General features: G+C 73.4%; 16 protein-coding genes. 7 read left to right on the top strand and 9 right to left on the bottom strand.

Features of this window, described 5'->3' with window-relative positions; genetic code table 11:
• Nucleotides 1-82: 82 nt before the first annotated feature.
• Nucleotides 83-640: an RNA polymerase sigma factor SigE gene (gene sigE / locus E1300_RS00930; RefSeq protein WP_131754924.1), complete on the top strand. Its 558-nt coding sequence runs from the start codon at nucleotides 83-85 to the stop codon at nucleotides 638-640.
• A 24-nt stretch (nucleotides 641-664) separates the two neighbouring features.
• On the opposite strand, the gene E1300_RS00925 is transcribed toward sigE, so the two are convergent.
• Together E1300_RS00925 and E1300_RS00920 are read right to left on the bottom strand one after the other, a co-directional pair.
• Nucleotides 665-1,528, bottom strand: coding sequence for a MaoC/PaaZ C-terminal domain-containing protein (locus E1300_RS00925; protein ID WP_131754903.1), 864 nt, complete (start codon nucleotides 1,526-1,528; stop codon nucleotides 665-667).
• 85 nt (nucleotides 1,529-1,613) lie between these two features.
• Nucleotides 1,614-2,336, bottom strand: a complete 723-nt coding sequence (locus E1300_RS00920) for a TetR/AcrR family transcriptional regulator (RefSeq protein WP_131754902.1) — start codon at nucleotides 2,334-2,336, stop codon at nucleotides 1,614-1,616.
• A gap of 233 nt (nucleotides 2,337-2,569) precedes the next feature.
• On the opposite strand from E1300_RS00920, the gene E1300_RS00915 reads away from it, so the two are divergent.
• The gene (locus E1300_RS00915) at nucleotides 2,570-3,118 is read left to right on the top strand and encodes a YceI family protein (protein WP_131754901.1); all 549 of its coding nucleotides are present in this window, start codon (nucleotides 2,570-2,572) and stop codon (nucleotides 3,116-3,118) included.
• A 106-nt stretch (nucleotides 3,119-3,224) separates the two neighbouring features.
• Here E1300_RS00915 and E1300_RS00910 read toward each other — a convergent pair whose 3' ends face one another.
• A complete protein-coding gene (locus E1300_RS00910) occupies nucleotides 3,225-4,580 on the bottom strand; it encodes a sensor histidine kinase (RefSeq protein ID WP_131754900.1) in 1,356 nt (451 codons plus the stop codon).
• A 251-nt stretch (nucleotides 4,581-4,831) separates the two neighbouring features.
• Between E1300_RS00910 and E1300_RS00905 the strand changes: the two genes are divergently transcribed.
• The 3 genes from E1300_RS00905 to E1300_RS53280 all read left to right on the top strand — a co-directional run bounded on the left by E1300_RS00905 (nucleotide 4,832) and on the right by E1300_RS53280 (nucleotide 8,177).
• Entirely contained in the window at nucleotides 4,832-6,313 is a 1,482-nt protein-coding gene (locus tag E1300_RS00905; protein WP_131754899.1) for a glutamate-cysteine ligase family protein, read from the top strand.
• Between the two features lie 110 nt (nucleotides 6,314-6,423).
• On the top strand, nucleotides 6,424-7,113 hold the full coding sequence (locus tag E1300_RS00900) for a response regulator transcription factor (RefSeq protein ID WP_242618867.1): 690 nt from the start codon (nucleotides 6,424-6,426) through the stop codon (nucleotides 7,111-7,113).
• Nucleotides 7,110-8,177, top strand: coding sequence for a HAMP domain-containing sensor histidine kinase (locus tag E1300_RS53280; protein ID WP_278045333.1), 1,068 nt, complete (start codon nucleotides 7,110-7,112; stop codon nucleotides 8,175-8,177). Before E1300_RS00900 ends, E1300_RS53280 begins: the two co-directional genes overlap by 4 nt.
• On the opposite strand, the gene E1300_RS00890 is transcribed toward E1300_RS53280, so the two are convergent.
• Complete coding sequence (locus tag E1300_RS00890; protein WP_242618866.1) at nucleotides 8,174-8,749, bottom strand: NUDIX domain-containing protein; 576 nt, start codon at nucleotides 8,747-8,749, stop codon at nucleotides 8,174-8,176. The genes E1300_RS53280 and E1300_RS00890 overlap by 4 nt on opposite strands.
• 1 nt (nucleotide 8,750) lies before the next feature.
• Nucleotides 8,751-9,500: a GntR family transcriptional regulator gene (locus E1300_RS00885; RefSeq protein ID WP_131754898.1), complete on the bottom strand. Its 750-nt coding sequence runs from the start codon at nucleotides 9,498-9,500 to the stop codon at nucleotides 8,751-8,753.
• Between the two features lie 182 nt (nucleotides 9,501-9,682).
• Between E1300_RS00885 and E1300_RS00880 the strand changes: the two genes are divergently transcribed.
• The gene (locus E1300_RS00880; protein WP_131754897.1) at nucleotides 9,683-9,910 is read left to right on the top strand and encodes a hypothetical protein; all 228 of its coding nucleotides are present in this window, start codon (nucleotides 9,683-9,685) and stop codon (nucleotides 9,908-9,910) included.
• On the opposite strand, the gene E1300_RS00875 is transcribed toward E1300_RS00880, so the two are convergent.
• The gene (locus E1300_RS00875) at nucleotides 9,891-11,168 is read right to left on the bottom strand and encodes a PucR family transcriptional regulator (RefSeq protein WP_207399408.1); all 1,278 of its coding nucleotides are present in this window, start codon (nucleotides 11,166-11,168) and stop codon (nucleotides 9,891-9,893) included. The two genes, E1300_RS00880 and E1300_RS00875, sit on opposite strands and share 20 nt — an antisense overlap.
• Before the next feature lie 242 nt (nucleotides 11,169-11,410).
• On the opposite strand from E1300_RS00875, the gene qcrB reads away from it, so the two are divergent.
• The gene (qcrB, locus tag E1300_RS00870; RefSeq protein ID WP_131754895.1) at nucleotides 11,411-13,027 is read left to right on the top strand and encodes a cytochrome bc1 complex cytochrome b subunit; all 1,617 of its coding nucleotides are present in this window, start codon (nucleotides 11,411-11,413) and stop codon (nucleotides 13,025-13,027) included.
• Nucleotides 13,028-13,075: 48 nt separating this feature from the next.
• Here qcrB and E1300_RS00865 read toward each other — a convergent pair whose 3' ends face one another.
• From E1300_RS00865 to E1300_RS00855, 3 genes are all read right to left on the bottom strand, one after another.
• A complete protein-coding gene (locus tag E1300_RS00865; protein ID WP_131754894.1) occupies nucleotides 13,076-13,915 on the bottom strand; it encodes a hypothetical protein in 840 nt (279 codons plus the stop codon).
• Between the two features lie 92 nt (nucleotides 13,916-14,007).
• Nucleotides 14,008-15,342, bottom strand: a complete 1,335-nt coding sequence (gene ccrA, locus E1300_RS00860) for a crotonyl-CoA carboxylase/reductase (RefSeq protein WP_131754893.1) — start codon at nucleotides 15,340-15,342, stop codon at nucleotides 14,008-14,010.
• 38 nt (nucleotides 15,343-15,380) lie between these two features.
• A complete protein-coding gene (locus E1300_RS00855; protein ID WP_131754892.1) occupies nucleotides 15,381-21,947 on the bottom strand; it encodes a type I polyketide synthase in 6,567 nt (2,188 codons plus the stop codon).
• Nucleotides 21,948-21,996 lie beyond the last annotated feature (49 nt).

Raw genomic sequence — 21,996 nt, 5'->3', positions numbered from 1 at the left:
TACACGGCTCTTATCCGGGTACCGGCATGCTTGGCAGTAACGATTCTGCATCAGACCGGGGGTAGTGGTGAGCGCAGGCGCGATGGCGTGGACTCCTCCGACATGGGAGGAGATCGTCAGCGAGCACTCCACGCGGGTGTTCCGGCTGGCGTACCGCCTTACCGGCAACCGGCACGACGCCGAGGACCTGACCCAGGACGTCTTCATCCGGGTCTTCCGCTCGCTGTCCTCCTACAGCCCCGGCACCTTCGAGGGCTGGCTGCACCGCATCACGACGAACCTCTTCCTGGACCGGGCCCGGCGCAAGCAGCGCATCCGCTTCGACGCGCTCGGCGACGACGCGGCGGAGCGGCTCCAGGGCCGCGAGCCGAGCCCCGCCCAGGCCTACGACGAGCAGCACCTCGACGCCGACATCCAGAAGGCGCTGGACGGGCTCGCCCCCGAGTACCGGGCCGCCGTCGTCCTCTGCGACATCGAGGGCCTCACCTACGAGGAGATCGCCGCGTCCCTGGGCGTCAAGCTCGGCACCGTCCGCTCCCGCATCCACCGGGGCCGCGCCCAGCTCCGCGCGGCGCTGGAGCACCGCCGCCCGGCCGAGGCCGCCCCGGACGCCGTGGCCACCGTCACCGGCGACCACTGATCCACCGCCCGGCGTAGCGGCGCGTCAGTCGCCGATCTCCGCCAGGCCGTCCTTGATGACGACGTCACCGGAACTGGACGTCGTCTCGAACGCGTAGGCACCGCCGGACGCCCGCCAGATCCGCGTCGTGACGTCCTGGCCCGGCAGAACGGGCTTGGAGAACCGGACGGCGAGGCGCTTCAGCCGGGCCGGGTCCCCCGCGGCGGCCGACTCGATCACGGCCCGCGAGGTGAACGCCATCGTGCACAGGCCGTGGGCGATGATCCCCGGCAGCCCGGCCGACCTGGCGAACTCCTCGTCCAGGTGGATGGGCATCGGGTCGCCGGACGCCTCGGCGTAGCGGAACGTCTGGTCGTCGTCCACGTGCTGGACGACCTCCGCGAACGGCGCGGCGTCCCGCAGCTCCTCGGGGAACGCGTGCGCCGGCGCGAGCTCGCCGACGGTCTCGCCCGCCTGGAAGCCGCGGAAGAACGACACCATCCACTGCTCGTTGACCAGGTCGCCGCCGTCCGTCCGCGTCTCCAGCCGGACCGAGACCGTGGTGCCCGACCGCTTGGACGCGAAGCCGGTGACCTTGGCGCGGGACACCAGCGCCATGCCCGGCGTGATCGGCCGGTGGAAGACCATGTCCTGCTCGCCGTGCACGACGAACGGGATCAGCGAGTCGGGGACCACCGTGAACAGCGGGCCGATCATGCCCTCGAACACCGGCACGATCGCGAAGACCGGCGGCGCCAGCTCGCCCGACGTGTACCGGGAGTTGCCGTCGTTGGTCGCCGCGGCGTAGGCGATCGTGCGCTCGCGCTCGACCTTGAAGTCGAACGGGTCGCTCCACACGCCGAGGTTGCCGGTGTTCATCCGCGGCTCGTTGGACTGCGCGTCGGTCATGCGCAGAAACATACAGCCTCGACTGTTTCCGTCACAGCCCCGAACCGGACCCGGCCCCGTTCGCCTCGCCGCCCCGCCGTCCGGTTCAGGTTCCGGCGCCTTCGCCGACCATCAGGCGGAGGCGGGCCTTGGACCGCTCCCACCGCTCCCGGACCCGCTCGTCCGGCGCCGGGTGGACGAACTGGAGCATCCGCAGCCCCCGGACCGTCTCCAGCACCAGGTAGACGTCGCCGCGGTCGTCCGGGACCGGCAGCGTCCGCGCCACCTCGATGATCGCGGCGGTCACGACGCGCTCGAACGCGGCCACCTGCTCGCGCAGCTCCGGATCGGTGCGGGCGGCGACCCACAGCTCCATCGACGCCTCGAACAGCGGCCCCTGGTGCGCCTCCCACACGAGGTCGAGCAGGTCGCCGACCGGGTCCGCCGAGCGGCGCAGCTCGCCGAGACCCCGCTCGGCGAACTCGGCGGCCCGGCGGGCGGCCAGATGCTGGACGGCGGCCAGCACGAGCTCGTTCTTCGTCGGGAAGTGGTGCACCTGGGCCCCGCGCGAGACGCCGGCGCGCTCCACCACCCGCGTCGTCGTCGTGCCGTGGTACCCGTACTCGACGAGGCAGGCGACGGTCGCGTCCAGGAGGAGGCGCCGGGTGGCGGCGGTGCGCTCCTCCTGCCGCCGCCGGACCCGCCCGCTCGCGGTCCCGGACGGCGCGGTCCCGGACGGCGCGGTCCCGGACGGCGCGGTCCCGGACGGCGCGGCATCGGACGGCGCCGCGTCGGGCGGCGGGCCGGAGGACGGCTCGGGGAGGGACATGGCGGAAGGGTAGCCGACGCACAAACAGGCAGGGCTGTTTGTGCGTCGGGGACTGGCCAGGCCCCTCGGCCGGACGCCTCGGGGCGTGACGGCTTGGGGCGTGACGGCTTGGGCCGTATCGATTGAAGGAACGGGACCGGAGGGGAACAATGAGGGTTTGACAAGTGTTTGAACCCTCAACTAACCTCGACCAAGTCGTTGAAGGTTCAATCACTAGCGCCACTGGAGTTCCCATGAGCATCGCGACCGCCGCCCCGGGCCTCACCGCCGGCACCTGGAACATCGACCCCGCGCACTCCGAGGTCACCTTCACGATCCGCCACCTGATGAGCAAGGTGCGCGGCAGCTTCACCGAGTTCAGCGGCGCCATCCAGATCGCCGAGGAGCTCGCGCAGTCCACCGCCACGGCCGAGATCAAGGTCGCCTCGCTGGACACCCGCAACGCCGACCGCGACGCCCACGTCCGCACCGCCGACGTGCTGGACGTCGAGAACCACCCGACCTTCACCTTCACCACCCACGGCGTCCGCGCCGAGGGCGGCGACCACTACCTGGACGGCGAGCTCGCCATCAAGGGCATCGCCCGTCCCGTGACGCTGGAGGTCGAGTTCAACGGCGTCGGCGAGGACCCCTGGGGCGGCACGCGCGCCGGGTTCTCCGCCACCACCACGATCAACCGCAAGGACTGGGGCATCGAGTTCAACGTGCCCCTCAAGGGCGACAAGGCCCTCCTCGGCGACAAGGTCGACATCCAGCTGGAGATCCAGGCCGTCCGCGCCTGACGCAGACCACTCTCCCGGCGCCCACCGCACCTCTGGGCGCCACCCTGGGAAGGGCCGTCCACCCCCGGTGGACGGCCCTTTCCGCTTTCCGGAGCCCCAGCACGGGTCACTCCTCAGGGGCGCTCAAAGGGAGGCGCAGGGCGAAGCGGGTGCCGTGGTCGCGGTCCTCGACGCGGAGGGTTCCCCCGTGGGCCTCGGCGATCTCGCGGGCGATGGCCAGGCCGAGGCCGGTCCCGCCGGCGCCGCGGCTGCGGGCCGTGTCGAGCCGGGTGAAGCGCTCGAAGACGCGCTCGCGGTCGGCGGGGGCGATGCCCGCGCCGTCGTCGGTGACGGTCAGCAGCGCCTGCCCGCCCGCGCGGGTCACCTCCACCTCGACGCGCTCGTCGGCGTACCGCTCGGCGTTGTCGAGCAGGTTGCCCAGCAGCCGGACGAGCTGCATCCGCACGCCGCGCACGGTGACGCCGCACGCCAGCTCGGTGTCGATCTTCAGCGCGAAGGTGCGGCGGCCGACCTCCGCGCCGGCCAGCGCGGACAGGTCGATCGACTCCTGGGCGGCGGTGCCGCCCGTCCCGATCCGGGCGAGCAGCAGCAGGTCGGCGACGATCGACTCCAGCCGGTCGGTGTCGCGCAGCGCGGAGTCGACGACGGCCCGCAGGTCGTTGTCCTCCGGGTGCATGGACGCGTCCTCCAGGTTGGCGCGCAGCCCGGCGATCGGCGTGCGCAGCTCGTGGGAGGCGTCGGAGGCGAACTGCCGCTGCCGCCCCACGGCCGCCTCCAGCCGGGCGAGCGTCGCGTTCGCGGTGCGGGCGAGCTGGGCGATCTCGTCCTGGCCCGGCGGTTCGGGGACCCGGCGGCTCAGGTCGCTGGCGCTGATCTCGGCGAGCTGGGCGCGGATCGCCTCCACCGGGCCGAGCGTCCGGCCGACGACATGCCAGGTGATCCAGGCGACGATCGCCGCGAGCAGCAGCACGCCGCCGGAGAGGAGCCCTTCGAGCAGCCCGTTCACCAGGTAGGACGGCAGGGACTCCGAGGCGTACACGACGACGGAGTCGGGCGCGGTGGTGGCCCGGATCGCCTCGACGACCCGGCAGTCGGCGCCCGGCCAGCCGCCGCGGCACTCGGTGAAGTCGCGGACGCGCATGTTGCGGTCCGGCCAGAGTGTGCTCACCGGTTCGCGTCCCGCGGCGGCCGGCGTGGAATCGAGGACGTGACCGCCCGGGCCGACGACCTGCACGAGGATGCGGCCGCCGGTGTCGTCCGGGATCGGGGTCGCGAGGGTCCCGTCGCGCACGCCGCCGCTCGCGCGGCGCGCGTCGACCTGGACCTCGGAGAGGAGGTCGGCCTTGGTCGCGCCCCGCACCGCCGTGTCGATCCCGGCCGCCGTGAGGCCGAACACCAGGACCGCGAGCACGGCGGCGACCAGCGTGTCCCTGGCCCTGATCGACCTCGGGCGCATCCGCATCGGCACCTCCGTTGGCCCGCTTCCGGGGGGTCGTCCGGCGCCGTCCGGGGGGTGGCCGCCGTGACCGGCGGCGACGGTGGACCTCGCCGCTCATCACAGCGTGTCACGTCCCGGGGGCACCGCACCCGGTGGTTCGCTCACGCCGCCGGGCGGTCATGGTCACGCGGCCCGAAACGGAGGCCGTGTTTTTACCCCCCCTCGCCGGGACATCCCGTTTTATGACGGTTCACCCGAAGCACAGGGACGGACACATGGGCAGGGACGTGGCTTCGGTCAGCATCAGCGGCGAGGATCGGCGCCGCTACAGGGACAAGGTGCGGAGGTGCCTGGACGTACTGGCGCGCATGCTCGGCGAGTCGCAGTTCGAGTTCGACCGCCCGCACATCGGGCTGGAGATCGAGCTCAACCTGATCGACGCGCTCGGCGACCCCCTCATGCGCAACGCGGACGTGCTCAAGGCCATCGCCGATCCGGCCTGGGCCACCGAGCTCGGCCAGTTCAACCTGGAGATCAACATCCCGCCGCGCGAGCTCGGCGGGGAGGGCACCGGCGAGCTGGAGGCCGAGGTCCGCGACCACCTCGACCACGCCGACAACCGCGCGCAGGAGGTCGGCGGCGGGCTGGTCATGATCGGCATCCTGCCGACGCTGCGGCGCTCCGACATCGGCGAGGAGACGCTGTCGTCCAACGCGCGCTACAAGATGCTCAACGACCAGATCTTCGCCGCGCGCGGCGAGGAGATGCGCATCGAGATCGACGGGGACGAGCCGCTGCGCATGCACACCGACTCCATCACCCCCGAGGCGGCGTGCACGAGCGTCCAGTTCCACCTCCAGGTCAGCCCCGACGAGTTCGGCGCCTACTGGAACGCGGCACAGGCGATCGCGGGCCCCCAGGTCGCGCTGGGCTGCAACTCCCCGTACCTGTTCGGCCACCGTCTGTGGCACGAGACCCGCATCACCCTGTTCGAGCAGGCCACCGACACGCGCCCGGAGGAGCTCAAGACCCAGGGCGTGCGGCCGCGGGTGTGGTTCGGCGAGCGCTGGGCGACGTCGGTGTTCGACCTCTTCGAGGAGAACACCCGCTACTTCCCGGCGCTCCTGCCGCTGTGCGACGAGGAGGACCCCGAGGCCGTGCTGGCCGCCGGCGGCATCCCCGAGCTGGGCGAGCTCACCCTGCACAACGGGACGATCTACCGGTGGAACCGTCCCATCTACGCGGTCGTGAAGGGCCGCCCCCACCTGCGGGTGGAGAACCGCGTCCTGCCCGCCGGGCCGACCGCCGCCGACATCGTCGCCAACGGCGCGTTCTACTACGGCCTCGTCCGGATGCTGGCCGAGGAGGACCGGCCCGTCTGGAGCCGCATGTCGTTCTCCGCCGCCGAGGAGAACCTGCACCGCGCCGCCCGGGACGGCATGGACTCGAACCTCTACTGGCCCGGGATGGGCGACGCTCCCGCGTCCGAGCTCATCCTGCGCAAGCTCCTGCCCCTCGCCCACGAGGGCCTGGACCGCTGGGGCGTGGACGCCGCCCGGCGCGACCGGCTGCTCGGCATCGTCGAGCAGCGCTGCCTGACCGGGCAGACCGGCTCCGCCTGGCAGATCCGGACCGTCCGGGCGATCGAGGAGGCCCGCGGCTGCTCCCGCCACGAGGCCCTGCGCCTGATGACCCTCGCCTACCACGCCAACATGCGCGGCAACGAGCCCGTCCACACCTGGCCGATCGGCGCCTGAGACTCCGCCCCGGTCAACGAGGCCCGGGAGCGGAGCCGCCGCGGCGGTCTTCACCGTTCCGCCACAATTCGCGCATCGAGCACACATGCGCGGCTCCTAGAGTCGGGCCCGTGAGAGGGAACGAACCGCGCATCCTCGTCGTCGAGGACGAACCCACGATCGCCCGGGCGGTGGCGGACCGCCTCGCCGCCGAGGGCTTCGCGGCCGAGATCGCCGCCGACGGCCCCGCCGCGGTCGAGCGGGCCCGCGGCTGGGAGCCGCACCTCATCGTGCTGGACGTGATGCTCCCCGGCTTCGACGGGCTGGAGGTCTGCCGCCGCGTCCAGGCGGAGCGCCCCGTCCCCGTCGTCATGCTGACCGCCCGCGACGACGAGACCGACCTGCTCGTCGGCCTCGGCGTCGGCGCCGACGACTACGTGACCAAGCCGTTCAGCATGCGCGAGCTCGTCGCCCGCATCCGCGCGGTGCTCCGCCGGATCGAGCGGCCCGCGCCCGACGCGGCGCCCGCCGGGCCGCTGCGCGCCGGGCCGCTGGAGATCGACCCGCGGACCCGGCGCGTCCGCCGGGACGGCGCCGAGGTGCACCTCACCCCGACCGAGTTCGACCTGCTCGCCTGCCTCGTCCGCAACCGCGGGACGGTCCTGACCCGGGCCGTCCTGCTGGAGCAGGTGTGGGACTGGGCGGACGCGTCCGGGACCCGCGTCGTCGACAGCCACGTCAAGGCGCTGCGCCGCAAGCTCGGACCCGACCTGATCCGCACCGTCCACGGCGTCGGGTACAGCCTGGAGGTCGCCGCGTGACCGCCGAGGGACCGCCCGCGCCCGTTGTCCACAGGCTGTGGGCGAGGCTCCCGCGCCCGCTGGACCCGCTGCGCTCGATCAAGGTCAAGTTCGGCGTCGTCGTGGTGGTGACGGCGTGCGTCGCCGTCCTCATCGTCCTCTGGGGATATCCGCTGGGGTTCCGGGCGCGGCAGACGATGCCGGTCGGCGTCCTCATCTCGCTCGTCGTGATCCAGCTCCTCGCGCACGGCATGACCGCGCCGCTGCGCGAGATGACCGCGGCGGCGCGGGCGATGGCGCGCGGCGACTACAGCCGCCGCGTCCGCGCCACCTCCCGCGACGAGGTCGGCGAGCTGGCCCAGGCGTTCAACCGGATGGCCGCCGACCTCGCCGAGGTGGACCGGCAGCGCCGCGAGTTCGTCGCGAACGTCTCGCACGAGCTGCGGACCCCGATCAGCGCGCTGCGGGCCGTCCTGGAGAACGTCGCGGACGGCGTCACGCCCGCCGCGCCCGACGTCCTCGACTCCGCGCTGGAGCAGACCGAGCGGCTCGGACGGCTCGTCACCCAGCTCCTCGACCTGTCCCGCGCCGACGCGGGCGCCGCGGCGCTCGACCTGGACCGGCTCGACATCGCCGCGTTCATCGCCGACGTCACCGCGGAGGCCGCCGCGAGCCACCCGGACGTGACGTTCACGTCCGACGTCGCCCCCGGCCTGCACGCCACCGCCGACCGCGACCGCCTCCACCAGGTGGTCGCGAACCTGCTCGACAACGCCGCCCGGCACGGCCCGCCCGGCCGCCCCGTCACCGTCACCGCCCGCCAGGGCGGCACCCCCGGCGGGCTGGTGCTGGAGGTCGCCGACGAGGGCCCCGGCATCCCCCGGGAGGAGCGCGAGCGCGTCTTCGAGCGGTTCTCCCGCGGCGCCGCGTCCGGGCCCCGCGCCGGGACGCCCGGCGGCGGCACCGGCCTCGGCCTCGCCATCGCCCGCTGGGCGACCGACCTGCACGGCGGCGAGATCACCGTCCTCGACACCCCCGGCGGCTGCCGGATCCGCGTGGCGCTCCCCCCGCAGCCGGGCGCCTAGGAGTCCTCCTCGGCGAGGACGAGGAGCGTGTACGCGGCGAGCGACGAGTCGTCGGTGATCGACCCGTCCCTGATCATGGCCTTGAACTCGGCCCGGGACACCCACCGCTGCCGCATGTCCTGCTCCTCGTGCTCGCGGGCGGCCTCCCCCGCCGTGAGGTCCGTCGCGAGGAAGGCGTCGAAGGCCTGGGAGCTCGTCCCGTGCGAGCTGTTCAGGCGGCCGAGGTGGCGCAGCGTCCCCGCGCGCAGGCCGGCCTCCTCGGCCAGCTCCCGCCGGGCCAGCTCCTCCGGGTCCGCGCGCCGGGTGCCCGGCATCGTGCCCTGCGGGAAGCTCCAGGTCCGCCGCCCGATCGGGTACCGGTACTCCTCCACCAGGTGGAAGCCGCCGTTCTCCGCCGGGATCACCAGCGCGAAGTCGGGCTTGTCGACGACGCCGTAGATGCCGCGCGACCCGTCCAGCCGCTCGACCTCGTCCTCGCGGACGGTCATCCACGGGTTCTCGTACACCACGCGCGTGCCGACCTGGCGGACGGCGTGCTCCTCGACGTTGTCCACGTAGCCCTCATCGTTCACGTCAGGCCCCCGAGCCGTATCGGTAGACGAGTTCGTGGCGGTCGCCCACCACGACGCGGTGGGTCACCTCCACCACGCGCTCATCCTGGTCGTACGCGCGGCGCCACAGGGTCAGGACGGGCTGCTCGGAACCGATCCGCAACGTCTCGCGCTCGTCCGGCAAGGGCAGGCGGCACGTCACCGCCTCCTCGAACCGCAGCCGGAACCCCGCCTCCTCCAGCCGCGAGTAGATGCCGCCCGGCCCCGTGTCGACCTGCCGCAGCACCGGGATCCGCGCGACGACGTCCGGCACCACCCACGTCGTCGCCGTCTGGACGGGCGGCTCGCCGTCCAGCCCCTGCACCCGGGCCCGCTCCAGCACCCGCGTCCCGGCGGGGACGTCCAGCCGGCGCGACAGCCGCGCGTCCGCCTCGACCTCGCCGACGGTGGTCCGGGTGAACGGCCGGCGCCCGTCCGCCCCGGCCGACACGTGGAAGCCGCGCCACGCGCCGACCTGCCGGGTGATGTCGGACGCGCTGCGCCGCACCGGCGACGCGGGCCGCACCTGCACGCCCGCGCCGTGCCTGACCTGCACGAGCCCCTGATCGGCGAGCATCCGCAGGGCCCGCCGCACGGTCGAGCGGTCGGCGCCGTACGCCCGCGCCAGCTCGCGCTCCGACGGCAGCCACGCGCCCGGCTCCAGCTCGCCCTCGACGATCCGCGCGCCCAGCGCACGAGTGATCGCCTGGGCCTTCGTGGGAGGTCGCGGCATACCCGTCCCTGCTCCGTACTGCGCTGAACGACCACACGGTACACAGGCGGGGCTCCCGGCACCCGGCACACCGTCACGCACGGTTGCCGGAACCGGACACTCGGTATCGCCGAACGCGTTGTGGGGGCGGGGCCGCCGTCCTACGGTAGACCTACCATGGGGCGACCAAGGAGTCCGCGGCGATGTCGGTGATCAGGTGCGTGCCCGGATGGCACGCCGAGCGCTCGGCCGGGAGCCTGCGGGCCACGCGCGTGGGCCCCCTCTCGGACTACCAGTTGCTGAACGGCTGCCTGGAGGAGCTCGTCGCCGCCGACGAGGGCGAGCTGTGGCTGCTCTGCGACGCCCAGACCCGGCTGGCCGAGCGCGTCGCCACCGCCGAGGGGCTGCGGGTCAGGTCCGGCGGAAACTGACCACCTCGCCGCTGTCGCCGACGACCTCGCGGGCCGGGGACACGATGTGCTCGCCGGCGCCCTCCGCCAGCAGCGCCCGGGCCCGCAGCACGATCTCCAGGTCGAAGCGCAGGTCGGGGTCCAGCAACTGGTCGCCGAACAGCTCCTCCAGCTGGCGCAGCCGGTAGCGGACGGTCTGCGGGTGTACGTGCAGCCGCATCGCGACCTCGTTGGCGTTGCGGCCGGACTGGAGCCACGCCAGCAGCGTCTCGGCGAGCCGGTCCTGCTGGCTCGACCGCAGGTGGGCCAGCGGCGCGAGGCGCAGGTCGGCGAGCGAGGTGATGAGCTCCTCGTCCTGGAACAGGATCAGCGTGGACATGTGCTCCACGCTGCGGATCACCTCGCCCTCGGTGTCGATCACGCCGCGCTGGACGAGCCCGAGCGTCTTGCGGGCCCACTGGATCGACCGCGCCGCCTCGATGACCGGGACGGTCGGCCCCACCACCGCGAGCGTGCCGGCCAGCGCGCGGTCCACCAGCTTGGCGCGGCCGGGGCCGTCCGGGTCCGGGATGATCAGGCTCGGCGTGCGGCGGGTCAGGTCGGCGAGGACGTCCGGCGGGAACGCCGGGTGCCGGGCGTCCTGGTGGTGCCGGCCGAGCGCGACGGCCGCGACCGTGCGGGGCACCGGCCAGTGCGCCGCGGCGGCGAGGTCGGCGATCGCCTCCGGCGCGGCCGGCGGGTCGGCGAACAGCAGGTCCAGCAGCCGCTTGCGGCGGCGCTGCATCTCGCCCGCCACGGCCGCCTTCGCCTGCGAGTACCCCTCGGCGGCCGCCGCGGCCAGCTCGTCCTGGAACTGCATGAGCACCTCGCCGACGGAGCCGAGCATCCGCGGCGACGCCTGGAGGGCGTCCGCGCCCGCGGTGATCCGCCGCCAGGCGACCATGCCGCCGACCCGCATCGCGGTCTGCATCGCGTCCAAGCTCCGGCCCTCGCCGGCCTCGCCCCGCCCGATCGCGCGGAAGAAGTCGGTGACCGGGCTCGGGTCGTGGCCGGGATCGGCCACCCGGTCCACGAAGTAGTGCAGGACGCGCTCGACGGCCGTCCGCAACGTGCTCGAGTAGGAGCCGTCGCCCGGCCGGTCGTACTCCCTGACGCGCGTCTGGATCTCCTGGATCATGTCGTCCGCCACCTCGTCGAGGTGCGGGCGCATGTGGTCGGCCAGTTCCCTGGGGATGTCCGCCCACGGGCGCCCGTAAGCGGTGGATCCCTCGTCCGCCACGTGTACCTCCCGCCGCTCTCCCCCTGCGTCGCGCGCCATACACACGGGGTAATTACTTACTTACGTGGTCCATGTGGGGCAAATCATGACCTGATACGCGCTGGGGCGCAAAGTCTAGGTCTGATTTCGACCAGCTTCGGCCGATTCCACCGCAGAACTTCACAGCGGGGACGTCCCCCTGGCCGGGCCCGCCCTCCGGTGCGACAGTGAAGGCACGAGCGAACGAGGCGTGAGGTGATCACGTGCCCTCAGGTTCCGGCGACCGCGTCCCCCCGCGGCTCGGCGCGGCGGGCCGCGCCGTCGACGAGCGCTTCGGCGGCACGCCCTTCCTCCGCAAGGCCGTGCGCAAGGCCTTCCCGGACCACTGGAGCTTCCTGCTCGGCGAGATCGCGATGTACTCGTTCGTGATCATCCTGCTGAGCGGCGTCTTCCTCACGTTCTTCTTCAAGCCGAGCATGGACGAGGTGCTCTACGACGGCTCCTACGGCCCGCTGCACGGCGTCCGGATGAGCGAGGCGTACGCGTCCACGCTGAAGATCACCTTCGACGTCCGCGGCGGCCTGCTCATGCGGCAGGTCCACCACTGGGCGACGGTCATCTTCCTCGCCGCCATCGTCGTCCACCTGCTGCGCAACTTCTTCACCGGCGCGTTCCGCAAGCCCCGCGAGCTGAACTGGCTGATCGGCGTCGTCCTGTTCATGCTCGTCATGCTGAACGGCCTGTTCGGCTACTCGCTCCCCGACGACCTGCTCTCCGGCACCGGCCTCCGCATCCTCGAAGGCGTCATCGCCTCGCTCCCGCTCGTCGGCTCCTACCTCATGATGTTCCTGTTCGGCGGCGAGTTCCCCGGCACCGAGATCATCCCCCGCCTCTACGTCATCCACGTCCTGCTGATCCCCGGCATCCTCGCCGCCCTCATCCCGCTGCACGCCGTCGTCCTCACCTGGCGGCAGACGCACACCCAGTTCCCCGGCAAGGGCAGCTCCAACAGGACGGTGTACGGCTACCAGTTCTTCCCCGTCTTCATCGGCAAGACCACCGCGTACTTCCTCTGGGTCTTCGGCGTCACCGCCCTGCTCGCGACGTTCTTCCAGATCAACCCCATCTGGCTGTTCGGCCCCTACGACCCCGGCGCGATCAGCTCCGGCTCCCAGCCCGACTGGTACATGGGCTGGCTGGAAGGCTCGCTCCGCATGATGCCCGCCTGGGAGATCAACGCCTGGGGCCACACCCTGCCGCTGAGCGTCCTCATCCCCGCCCTCGTCGTCCCCGGCCTGCTGTTCACCGGCCTCGCCGCCTACCCGTTCCTCGAACGCTGGGTCACCGGCGACCACGAGATCCACCACCTGCTCGACCGCCCCCGCGACGTCCCCGTCCGCACCGCCATCGGCGCCGGCGGCGTCGTCTTCTACGGCGTCCTCTGGCTCGCCGGCGGCAACGACGTCATCGCGAACCGCTTCCAGATCCCGCTCTTCTGGACGACCTGGTTCTTCCGCTTCACCATCATCCTCGGCCCGATCGTCGCGTACGCCATCACCTACCGCATCTGCCTGGGCCTCCAGCGCCGCGACCTCGACCTCGCCCACCACGGCCTGGAAACGGGCGTGATCCGCCGCCTGCCCAGCGGCGAGTACATCGAAGTGGAACGCCCCCTGGACACCGCCGCCCTCGCCACCATCCAGGACGAGCGCCCGCCCCCGGCGATCCCCCTGGCCCGTCCCGACACCGAGGGCGTCACACCCCCCGGAGCCCGCACCCGCCTGGGCCGGGCCCGCCTGGCCCTGAACCGCCGCTTCCGAGCCGACCTGCGCACCGCCCCCAACGGCGACCACGAAAAACACGAGGCCCTAGACCCCTAGAAGCGAAACGCCCCGCACCGAAACTCGGCACGGGGCGTCCCCCAACGATCAGTCGAACAGCTCGTCCGCACTCTCGATCACCGCAGCCCGCCGAACCAACCGCGCAAGCAGCTCAAGATCGGTGCACTCGTTGACCCGACTGCGAATCTCGGCCGGAACATCGATCCCGCGAGCGTCGAGGACGAGGAGGATCGACTTGGCCTCACCCCGGGCCTCGTGGGTCTTGGCGAAGTCTGACTGCCACTCGTAGTTCTTGAGGTCCATGGTCTTCTCCAGGATCTTGCGGGCGGCGTCAGACAACCGCGACAGTACGTAGTCATAGTACAGCGGGCCGGTGTCACCGGGGAGGGCGTCGATGGCTCCGGCGAGGGCCTGGATGACGGCCGGGGCTTGGGGGCCGTCGGCGTGGGCGGGGGCGCTGAGGACGGCCAGTTCGGGGAGGCGTCCGGCTTGGGCGGGGTCGGTGATGGGGGGCAGGTCCTCGGGGGACATGGCCAGGGGTGTGAGGACCCATTCGGGGTGGCCCAGCTTGATGGGGGTGGCGCAGCCGCGGGCGGTGGCCGGGTCGGGGCAGAGGATGAGGAGGATGACCGGGCATCGGCGCCGTAGGCGCAGGGAGGTCAGGTAGGCGGGCCAGCTGTAGGTCTTGTCGAGGTTAATGCGTCGTTGCGACTCGACGACGATGCCGAGCTGGGGTTTCTTGGGGTCGCCGAGCAGGACGGTGGCGTCGCAGCGGAGTTCGGCGGGGTTGAGGTCGGCGTAGGACTCCGACGTCAGCGTGGCGGGTTCGTCGGGTATGGGTACGCCGAGGCTTTTGAGGAGTTCGGGGACGAGCTGGGGACGGTTGCGCACCATCTCCAGGGGGAGCTCGTGGATGTTGCTGGGCATGCGAGAACACTATGTGTGCTCAAGCCATTACGCAGCGTTTGTGAAAAGTTCGTGGCGGGGCCGGGGGTGCCGGCCCCGCCACGCGGGGTGGGTCAGCGGCGGTACAGGTTGAAGTGCTCCTCGCCGATGCGCTCGCGGAGGGCCGGGTCGTCGATGCCCTGGCCCTCGGCGTCGGCGCCGCAGAGGACGGCGACCTTGCCGATGTGCTGGTTGGTCTGGACGGCGCGGGTCGCGTCGCCGGCCTGCTCCAGGGGGAACACCGTGGAGAGGGTCGGGTGGATCATGCCGAGGCCGATGAGGCGGTTGGTCTCGACGGCCTCGTGGTAGTTGAAGCCGTGCGAGCCGATGATGCTCTTGAGGCGCATCCAGAGGAAGCGGTTGTCGTAGTCGTGCTTGTAGCCGGTGGACGAGCCGCAGGTGACGATCTTGCCGCCGCGCTTGGCGACGTAGACGGACGCGCCGAAGGTCTCGCGGCCGAGGTACTCGAAGACGATGCCGGGGTCCTCGCCGACGAGGCGGCGGATGGCCTCGCCGAGCATGCGGCCGGCCTTGGGGTGGCGGAGGCCCTGCTCGCCGAGGTCGAGCTCGTTGCGGTTGATGATGTGATCGCAGCCCTGGGCGCGGACGATCTCGGCCTTCTCCTCGGACGAGACGACCGCGACGGGGATGCCGCCGCCGTTCTTGACGAGCTGGGTGGCGTAGGAGCCGAGGCCGCCCGTGGCGCCCCAGATCAGGACGACGTCGCCCTGCTTCATGCGGGCGCCGTGCGAGCCGACGAGCATCCGGTAGGCGGTGGCGGCGCAGAGGGTGTTGGAGCCCGCCTCCTCCCAGCTGAGGTGGGCGGGCTTGCGGATGAGCTGGTTGGCCTTGACGATGCAGTACTCGCCGAGGGAGCCGAAGTTGGTCTCGAAGCCCCAGGCGAGCTGGCTCTCGCTCATCATGCCGTCGTCGTAGGAGCCGTGGTCCTCCTCGTCCACGTAGGACGGGGAGAGGACGACCTTGTCGCCCACCTTCCAGCTCTTCACGCCGCTGCCGGTGCGGACGACCACGCCGGCGCCGTCGGAGCCGAGGATGTGGTACGGGAGGTCGTGGCGGGCGCCGTACCAGCCCTGGCGGCCGAACTTCTCCAGGAAGGCGAAGGTCGGCACCGGCTCGAAGATCGCCGACCAGACGGTGTTGAAGTTGATCGCCGCGGCCATGACGGCGACCACGCACTCGTCGGGCGCGAGCTCGGGCATGTCCACCTCGCCCACGTGGAGCGAGCGCCGGACGTCCTTGTCGGTCTGCCCCTCGAAGATCCCGACCTCCTCCTTGCGCGTGAACGCGGCGCGGAAGCGGGTCGGCAGGTCGATCTCCTGCAGCTCGGGGCCGCTCGCGCCGGACCGTACGGCGTCGAGCAGGTCGTGGGACGAGCCGGACTGGGCCATGGGGGTGTCCTCCGTGGAAAGGGGTCGTGGGCGAGCCCTCAGCGGGCGTGGGTGGACCGGGCCCGGGGCCGTCCGGACGCGGCGGGAACGGGGGTGCCGTTCGCGCCGGGGCCGGGGGCCGCCGTCCGGTCGCTGCGCGCGGCGCCGTCCGCGGGGGCGCGTCCGGCGAGCCGGTCCTCCAGGTGGGCGGCGAGGGCCTCCACACCGGGCGGGTCGAGCAGGTTCAGGTGGTGCACACCGGGGATGGTGACGATCTCCAGGTTCGAGCAGAGCCCGCCGAAACCGTTGGTCCCGTCGAGCGCGTACCGTGCGTCCCGCACCGCCCAGGGGGTCTCCTCGGGCGCGTAGTAGAGGATGACATGTCCGTCATAGGTGCCGGGCTCGTACGCCTCCAGGGAGCGGGTGTCCTGGTGCGAGGTGAGCTGGTGGGCGAGGGCCGCCGGGGGGATGTGGTCCACCAGGGGCGCGGCCCGCTCCATCACGAGCGCGAACTGCGCCTCCTCGTCCAGCCCGGACAGCTCCTCGTAGGTGAGGGAGACGTCCAGGCCGTACGTCTCGTTGATGTAGTCGGCGAACGCGGAGAAGCGGCGGGCGAGGGTGTCGGACTCGTCGTCCACCGCGAGCGGGAGGCCCGCGTCGAACAGGGCGACGAACTCGACGTCGCGTCCGGCCGCCTGGAGCTGCCGTGCGGTCTCGTAGGCGAGGACGCCGCCGAACGACCAGCCGCCGAGGCGGAACGCGCCGTCGGGCTGGGCCCGCTGGAGGTGCTCGACGTATCGGGCGGCCCGTTCCTCGACCGAGGGCGCGTCCTCGAACCGTTCCAGGCCGTAGACGGGCTGGTCCGCGCCCAGCAGGTCGATGAGCTGGCGGTAGCAGGCGGTGGTGCCGCCGGCCGGGTGGGCGATGAAGAGCGGGCGGCGGTCGCCGGACGGCTTCAGCGGCCGGACGGTCTGCCGCGCCGCCTCCTCGTCCGCGGCGCGGATGAACGCGGCGACGTTCTCCGCGGTCGGCACGGCGAGCAGCTCGCCGCGCGTGACCTCGCCGCCGAGCTCGGCGGCGACGCGGGCGACGACCTGGTCGGCCTGGTGCTCCTGGCCGCCGAGCTCGGCGAAGAAGTCGGCGGTGGCGCTGACGCGGTCGAGGCCGAGGACGTCCTCGAAGATCCGGACGGCGAGCCGTTCGGCGGCGTCGCGCGGCATCACGTAGCCGGCCTCGGCGTTGGACGACGCCGACGGCGCGGGGGCGGGGGCGTCCGCGAGGCCCAACTCCCCGGCGGCCCATTCCTCGAAGACGTTGACGCTGGCGCCCTGGAGCAGGACGGACGCGGGGACGGTCAGCCCGAGGTCGTGCTCGACGCCGCTCTTGATCCGGACGGCGACCAGGGAGTCCAGGCCGAGGTCGGTGAGCGGGACGGCCGGGTCCAGCCGTTCCGGGTCGAAGCCCAGGACGGACGCGATCCGGTACCGGACGCGGGCGGCGATCGCGGCCCGGGCGGCGGCGGGGTCGAGGTCCTTCAGCGCCTCGACGCCGGGCCAGTCGCCCGCGTCGTCCGCGCCGCGCTCGTCCGCGGCCTCGGTCAGCGCCGCGAAGTACGGCATCCGGCGGATCTCGGGGAACAGGCCGACCGCGGTGACCGGGTCGAAGCGGAGCACGCCGGTCTCGGCGCGGCCGGCGGCGAGCAGCGCCTCCAGCGCCTCGGCGCCCTCCGCGGGGCTGATCGGGTCGATGACGGTCACGGCGGTGTCGGCGGCGCCGCCGACTTCGGACCACGTGCCCCAGTTGATGGTCGTTCCGGGGCGGCCGTGCGCCCGGCGCCAGGCCATGAGCGCGTCGATCGCGGCGTTGGCGGAGGCGTAGGCGGCCTGTCCCGGCGAGCCGAGCAGCGCGGCGGCCGAGGAGTGCGTGACGAAGAAGTCGAGGTCGGCGTCCCAGGTGGCCTCGCTGAGCCGCCGGGCGCCCTCGACCTTCGCCGTCCACACCCTGTGGAGATCCTCGGCGCCGAGGTCGGCGATCAGCCGGTCGTCGATGGCGCCGGCGCCGTGGACGACGCCGCGCAGCCGCGCGCCGCCCTCCGCGGCGGCCGCGACGAGCCGCTCGGCGGTGCCGGGGGCGGCGATGTCGCCGAGGACGACGTCGATGTCCACGCCGTCCTCGCGGAGCCTCGCGATGGCCTTCTCGGCCTCGGGGCCGGGGCCGCGGCGGCCGGACAGCACGATGCGGCCCGCGCCGCGCTCGGCCAGCAGCCGGGCGGTGACCAGGCCGATCCCGCCGTAGCCGCCGGTGATCACGTAGGCGCCGCCGCGCCGGACGATCCGCTTCGGCTTGGCCGCGGGCTCCGGCAGGGCGGCCTGCGCGAGCCGCGCCGCGTACCGGACGCCGCCGCGCCACGCGACCTCGCGCGCCTCGCCGTCGCCGAGCAGCTCGTCCACGAGGTCGGCCGGACGGTCGACGTCCACGAGCGTGGCCCGCTGGACGGTGCGCTCGAAGGCGAGGACGCGGGTGAGCGCGCGCACGAACCCGTGGCCGGGGTCGCCCGCCTCCCCGTCCAGGACGGGCAGGGCGGAACGGGTCGCCACGTACAGGCGGGGTCCGTCGGGGAGAGTCCGGCTCACCTCGGCGACCGTGAGGACGAGGTCCTCGTCCACAAGCTCGGCGGAGGGGATCAGGACCACTCCGGCGAGCGGCTCGTCCGCCAGTGACCGGTCGGTCAGGCGCCGCCGGACGACGGTCCGGCCGCGCTCCTCCAGCTCCGCGGCGGCGGCTCCGGCGAGCGCGTCGTCCTCGTCGGAGAGCAGCAGCCAGGTACCGCCCTCTTCGCTGGCCGGGGGCGCCTCCACCTCGTCCCAGACGAGGTGGACGAGCTTGTCCTCCAGCGGGACGGGCACGTCATGGCGCTCCACACGGCGCAGGACGATGCCGGTGGCCTCGACGAGGACCTCACCGTCCGAGCCGAGGAGCCGCACGGAACCGGTCACGGCGTCGTCGTCGTGGACGACCTCCGCCTGGACGTGGCCGCCCCGGTGCGTCGGCCCGTACACGCGCAGGCTGCCGATCGTCTCGGCCTGCCACACGCTGCCGTCACCGGCCGCGACCTCGGCGGACAGCACCGCCAGGCAGCGGTCGAACACCTCGGGGTGCAGCCGGTAGTGGCGGCTGCCGCGCTCGGCGCCCGCCACCTCGGTCGCCGCGCCCGCGGCGGGCGAGGCGGGCGGGCGGTGGTCGTCGCCCACGTCCGCGCTGGCGAGCCGCGCCCACGTCCCCGCGGGCGTCAGCGCGTGCACCTCGACCCGCTGCTCCGCCTCCGCGAACGTCGTGGTCACGGTCGTGTGCTCGGACAGCGCGAGCGGGCGCTCCATCCACAGGCTGTTGACGCGGACGGCGTCCGTCCCGAGCGCGATCGCGCCCGCGGCGACCGCCATCTCCGCGAACGCGGCGACGGGCAGCGCGTGCAGGCCGTGCACGACGGTCTCGCGCAGCCACGGCTGCGCCGCGAGGCCCACGTCGGCGCGCCAGGCGTGCCGGTCCTCGCCCGGCAGCTCGACGTACGCGCCGAGCAGCGGGTGCTCGTCCCGGCCGCCGGCCGCGCGGGACGACACGTCCACCCAGTGCCGCTCGTGCCGCCACGGCGACTGCGGCACGTCCACGACGCGGCCGTCGGCGGGCGGTGCGATCGCGTGCCCGTGCGCGGCCAGCGTGGCGAGCTGCGCGTGGAAGGTCAGGGTGTCGTCGGTCTCCTCGCCCTTCCGCGCCCGCTTGAGCGTGTGCGTGACGAGCGCGCCCGTCCCGTCGAGGGTCTCCCCGACCGCGTGCGCGAGGATCGGGTGGGCGTTGACCTCGACGAACGTCCGGAAACCGTCCTCGGCCGCCGCCGCGACCGCGTCCGTCAGCCGGACGGGGTTGCGCAGGTTCTCGGCCCAGTAGCCGGCGTCGAGCCGGGCCTTCTCGTCGAGCCCGCCCTCGGCGCCGAGGAAGGCGCGCGGGTCCTCCAGCGCGGTCGTGTAGAGCCTGATGCCCTCGGCGAGCGGGGTGCCGGGCTCCGCGCCGACCTCGGCGAGCTGCTCGCGCAGGTCGGGCAGCAGCGGATCGACCTGCGGGGAGTGCCCGGCGCCCTCGGCCTGCACCATCCGGGCCAGCCGCCCCTCGGCCTCGGCCCGCTTGACGACCTGCGCGACCTGCTCGGCGTCGCCGGTCACGACGGTCTGCTTCGGCGACGAGTGCACCGCCGCGTACACCTCGGGCAGGTCGTGGGCGAGCCGCGCGACCTCGTCCGCGGACGCGCCGAGCACCGCCATCGCGCCGCCGCCGACCAGCCGGGTCAGCAGCCGGGACCGGCGGCAGATCACCCGGACGCCGTCCTGCGGGGTGAGCGCGCCCGCGACGACCGCGGCCGCGACCTCGCCCATCGAGTGCCCGATCACCGCGCCGGGCGTGACGCCGTACGCCTTCCACATGCGGGCCAGGCCGAGCTGGACCGCGAACAGCACCGGCATCGCCTCGGCGGGCCCGTCCGGCTTGCGGCCCTCCTCCAGCAGCGACCACAGGTCGGGGCCGCCCTCCTCGGCGAACAGCCCGTCCAGGTCGTCGATCGCCTCGGCGAACGCGGGCTCCTCCTCCAGCAGCCGCTGCGCCATCCCGGCCCGCTGCGCGCCGTACCCGGAGAACACCCATACCGGACGGCCGGGCACGCCGAGCGCGCTCCCGGTGATCACGCCGGGGTGCGGGCGGCCCTCGGCCAGCGCGGTCAGCCCCTCCACCAGCCCGGCGCGGTCGCGGGCGGCGACGGCGGCGCGGGCACGGCCCCGCCCGCCCCGCCGGTGCAGGGTGCGGGCCAGGTCGGCGAGCTCGACGTCGTCGCGTCCCGGCAGCCATGCCGCCAGGAGCGCCGCGTGGTCGCGGATCCTGTCGTCGGAGACGTCCGACAGCGGGAACGTGCGGACCACGGTCGGCTGGACGTCCGCCTCCTGGACGGGCGCCGCCTCCAGCAGCACGTGCGCGTTCGTCCCGCCGAACCCGAACCCGGACACGCCCGCGCGCGGCGGATGGCTCCGCTCGGGCCAGGGCGTCTCCTCCGCCACGACCCGCAGCCGCAGCTCGTCGAACGGGATGTGCGGGTTCGGCTCCTTGTAGTGCGCGCTCGGCGGGATCACCCGGTGGTGCAGCGCCAGCACGGCCTTGATCAGCCCGGCGACGCCCGCCGCCGACTCCATGTGCCCGAGGTTCGACTTGGCCGACCCCAGCAGCAGCGGCTCGTCCTCCGGACGGCCCGCGCCGAGCACCTCGCCGACCGCCTTCGCCTCGATCGGGTCGCCGAGGAACGTGCCCGTCCCGTGCGCCTCGACGTAGTCGACCTCGCGGGTGTCGATGCCCGCGGACGCGTACACGTCGCGCAGCAGGGCCCGCTGCGCGTCCGAGTTCGGCGCGACCAGCCCGTTCGACCGGCCGTCGGAGTTCACCCCGGACTCGCGGACGACGGCGAGGATCCGGTCGCCGTCGCGCTGCGCGTCCGACAGCCGCTTCAGGACGACGGCGCCGCAGCCCTCCGCGCGGACCATCCCGTCGGCGGACGCGTCGAACGCCTTGCAGTGCCCGTCCGCGGCCGTCCCGCCGGCGAGGTCGAACGTCATCGTGACCGTCGGCGACAGCAACAGGTTCACGCCGCCCGCCAGCGCCACGTCCGCCTCGCCGCTGCGCAGCGCCCGCACCGCGAGATGCGTCGAGACGAGCGACGACGAGCACGCCGTGTCCACGATCATGCTGGGGCCGCGCAGGTCCAGCAGGTACGACAGCCGGTTGGCGATGATGCTGAGCGCCGCGCCCGTCGCCGTGAACGGCTCCAGCGAGGCCAGGTCGGACGCGGTGAACGCCGCGTACTCCGGCGCCGAGACGCCCACGAACACCCCGGTGCGGCTGCCGCGCAGCGACGCGGGACCGATGCCCGCGTGCTCGAACGCCTCCCACGCCACTTCCAGGACGAGGCGCTGCTGGGGGTCCATCACCGCGGCCTCGCGCGGGGTGATGCCGAAGAACCGCGCGTCGAACCCGGCGACGTCGTCCAGGAAGCCGCCGAGCCGCGTCGTCCGCTCCAGCAGGTCACCGACCTCGGGGGAACCGTCGTCGAACGCGTCCCAGCGCCCGTCCGGCACCTCGCGGATCGCGTCGCCGCGCCCGGTCAGGAACCGCCAGTAGTCCTCGGGCCCGGTCAGGTCCCGCTCGCCGCCGGGGAAGCGGCAGCCGATCCCGATGACGGCGATGGGCTCGTCCGCGGCGGCCTTCCGCGCCACCGCGGCGGGGGCCGGCTCCGGCGCGGCCTCGACCGCGCCCCCGGCGAGCGCCACCGCGAGCCTGTCGATCGTCGGGTGCTCCCAGACCAGCGTGGCGGGCAGCGCGCGGCCGAGCATCTGCTCCAGCTCGCCGGCGATGGCGACGGCGTCCCGGGAGGCGAGTCCGAACTCCTCCAGCGGACGGTCGGGGTCGACCTCGGCGGCGGCGATCCTGGAGCGACGCGCGATCTGCTCGATCAGGTACCGGCGAATCGAATCCTCGCTGATCCGAGTGTCGTCCTGCGGGCGGACCCGCGCGGCTCCGGAACGATCGTTGCTCTGCATGCGGTGGGTTCCCCCCATGAAACCGGGATCGTTCATCGAAGCGGAGGGA

Origin of the sequence: Actinomadura fibrosa (assembly GCF_900659615.1) — a bacterium.
GTDB lineage: Bacteria > Actinomycetota > Actinomycetes > Streptosporangiales > Streptosporangiaceae > Spirillospora > Spirillospora fibrosa.
The sequence above is the reverse complement of the archived record's forward strand: the minus strand, read 5'-3'. Positions and strand labels throughout refer to the sequence as shown.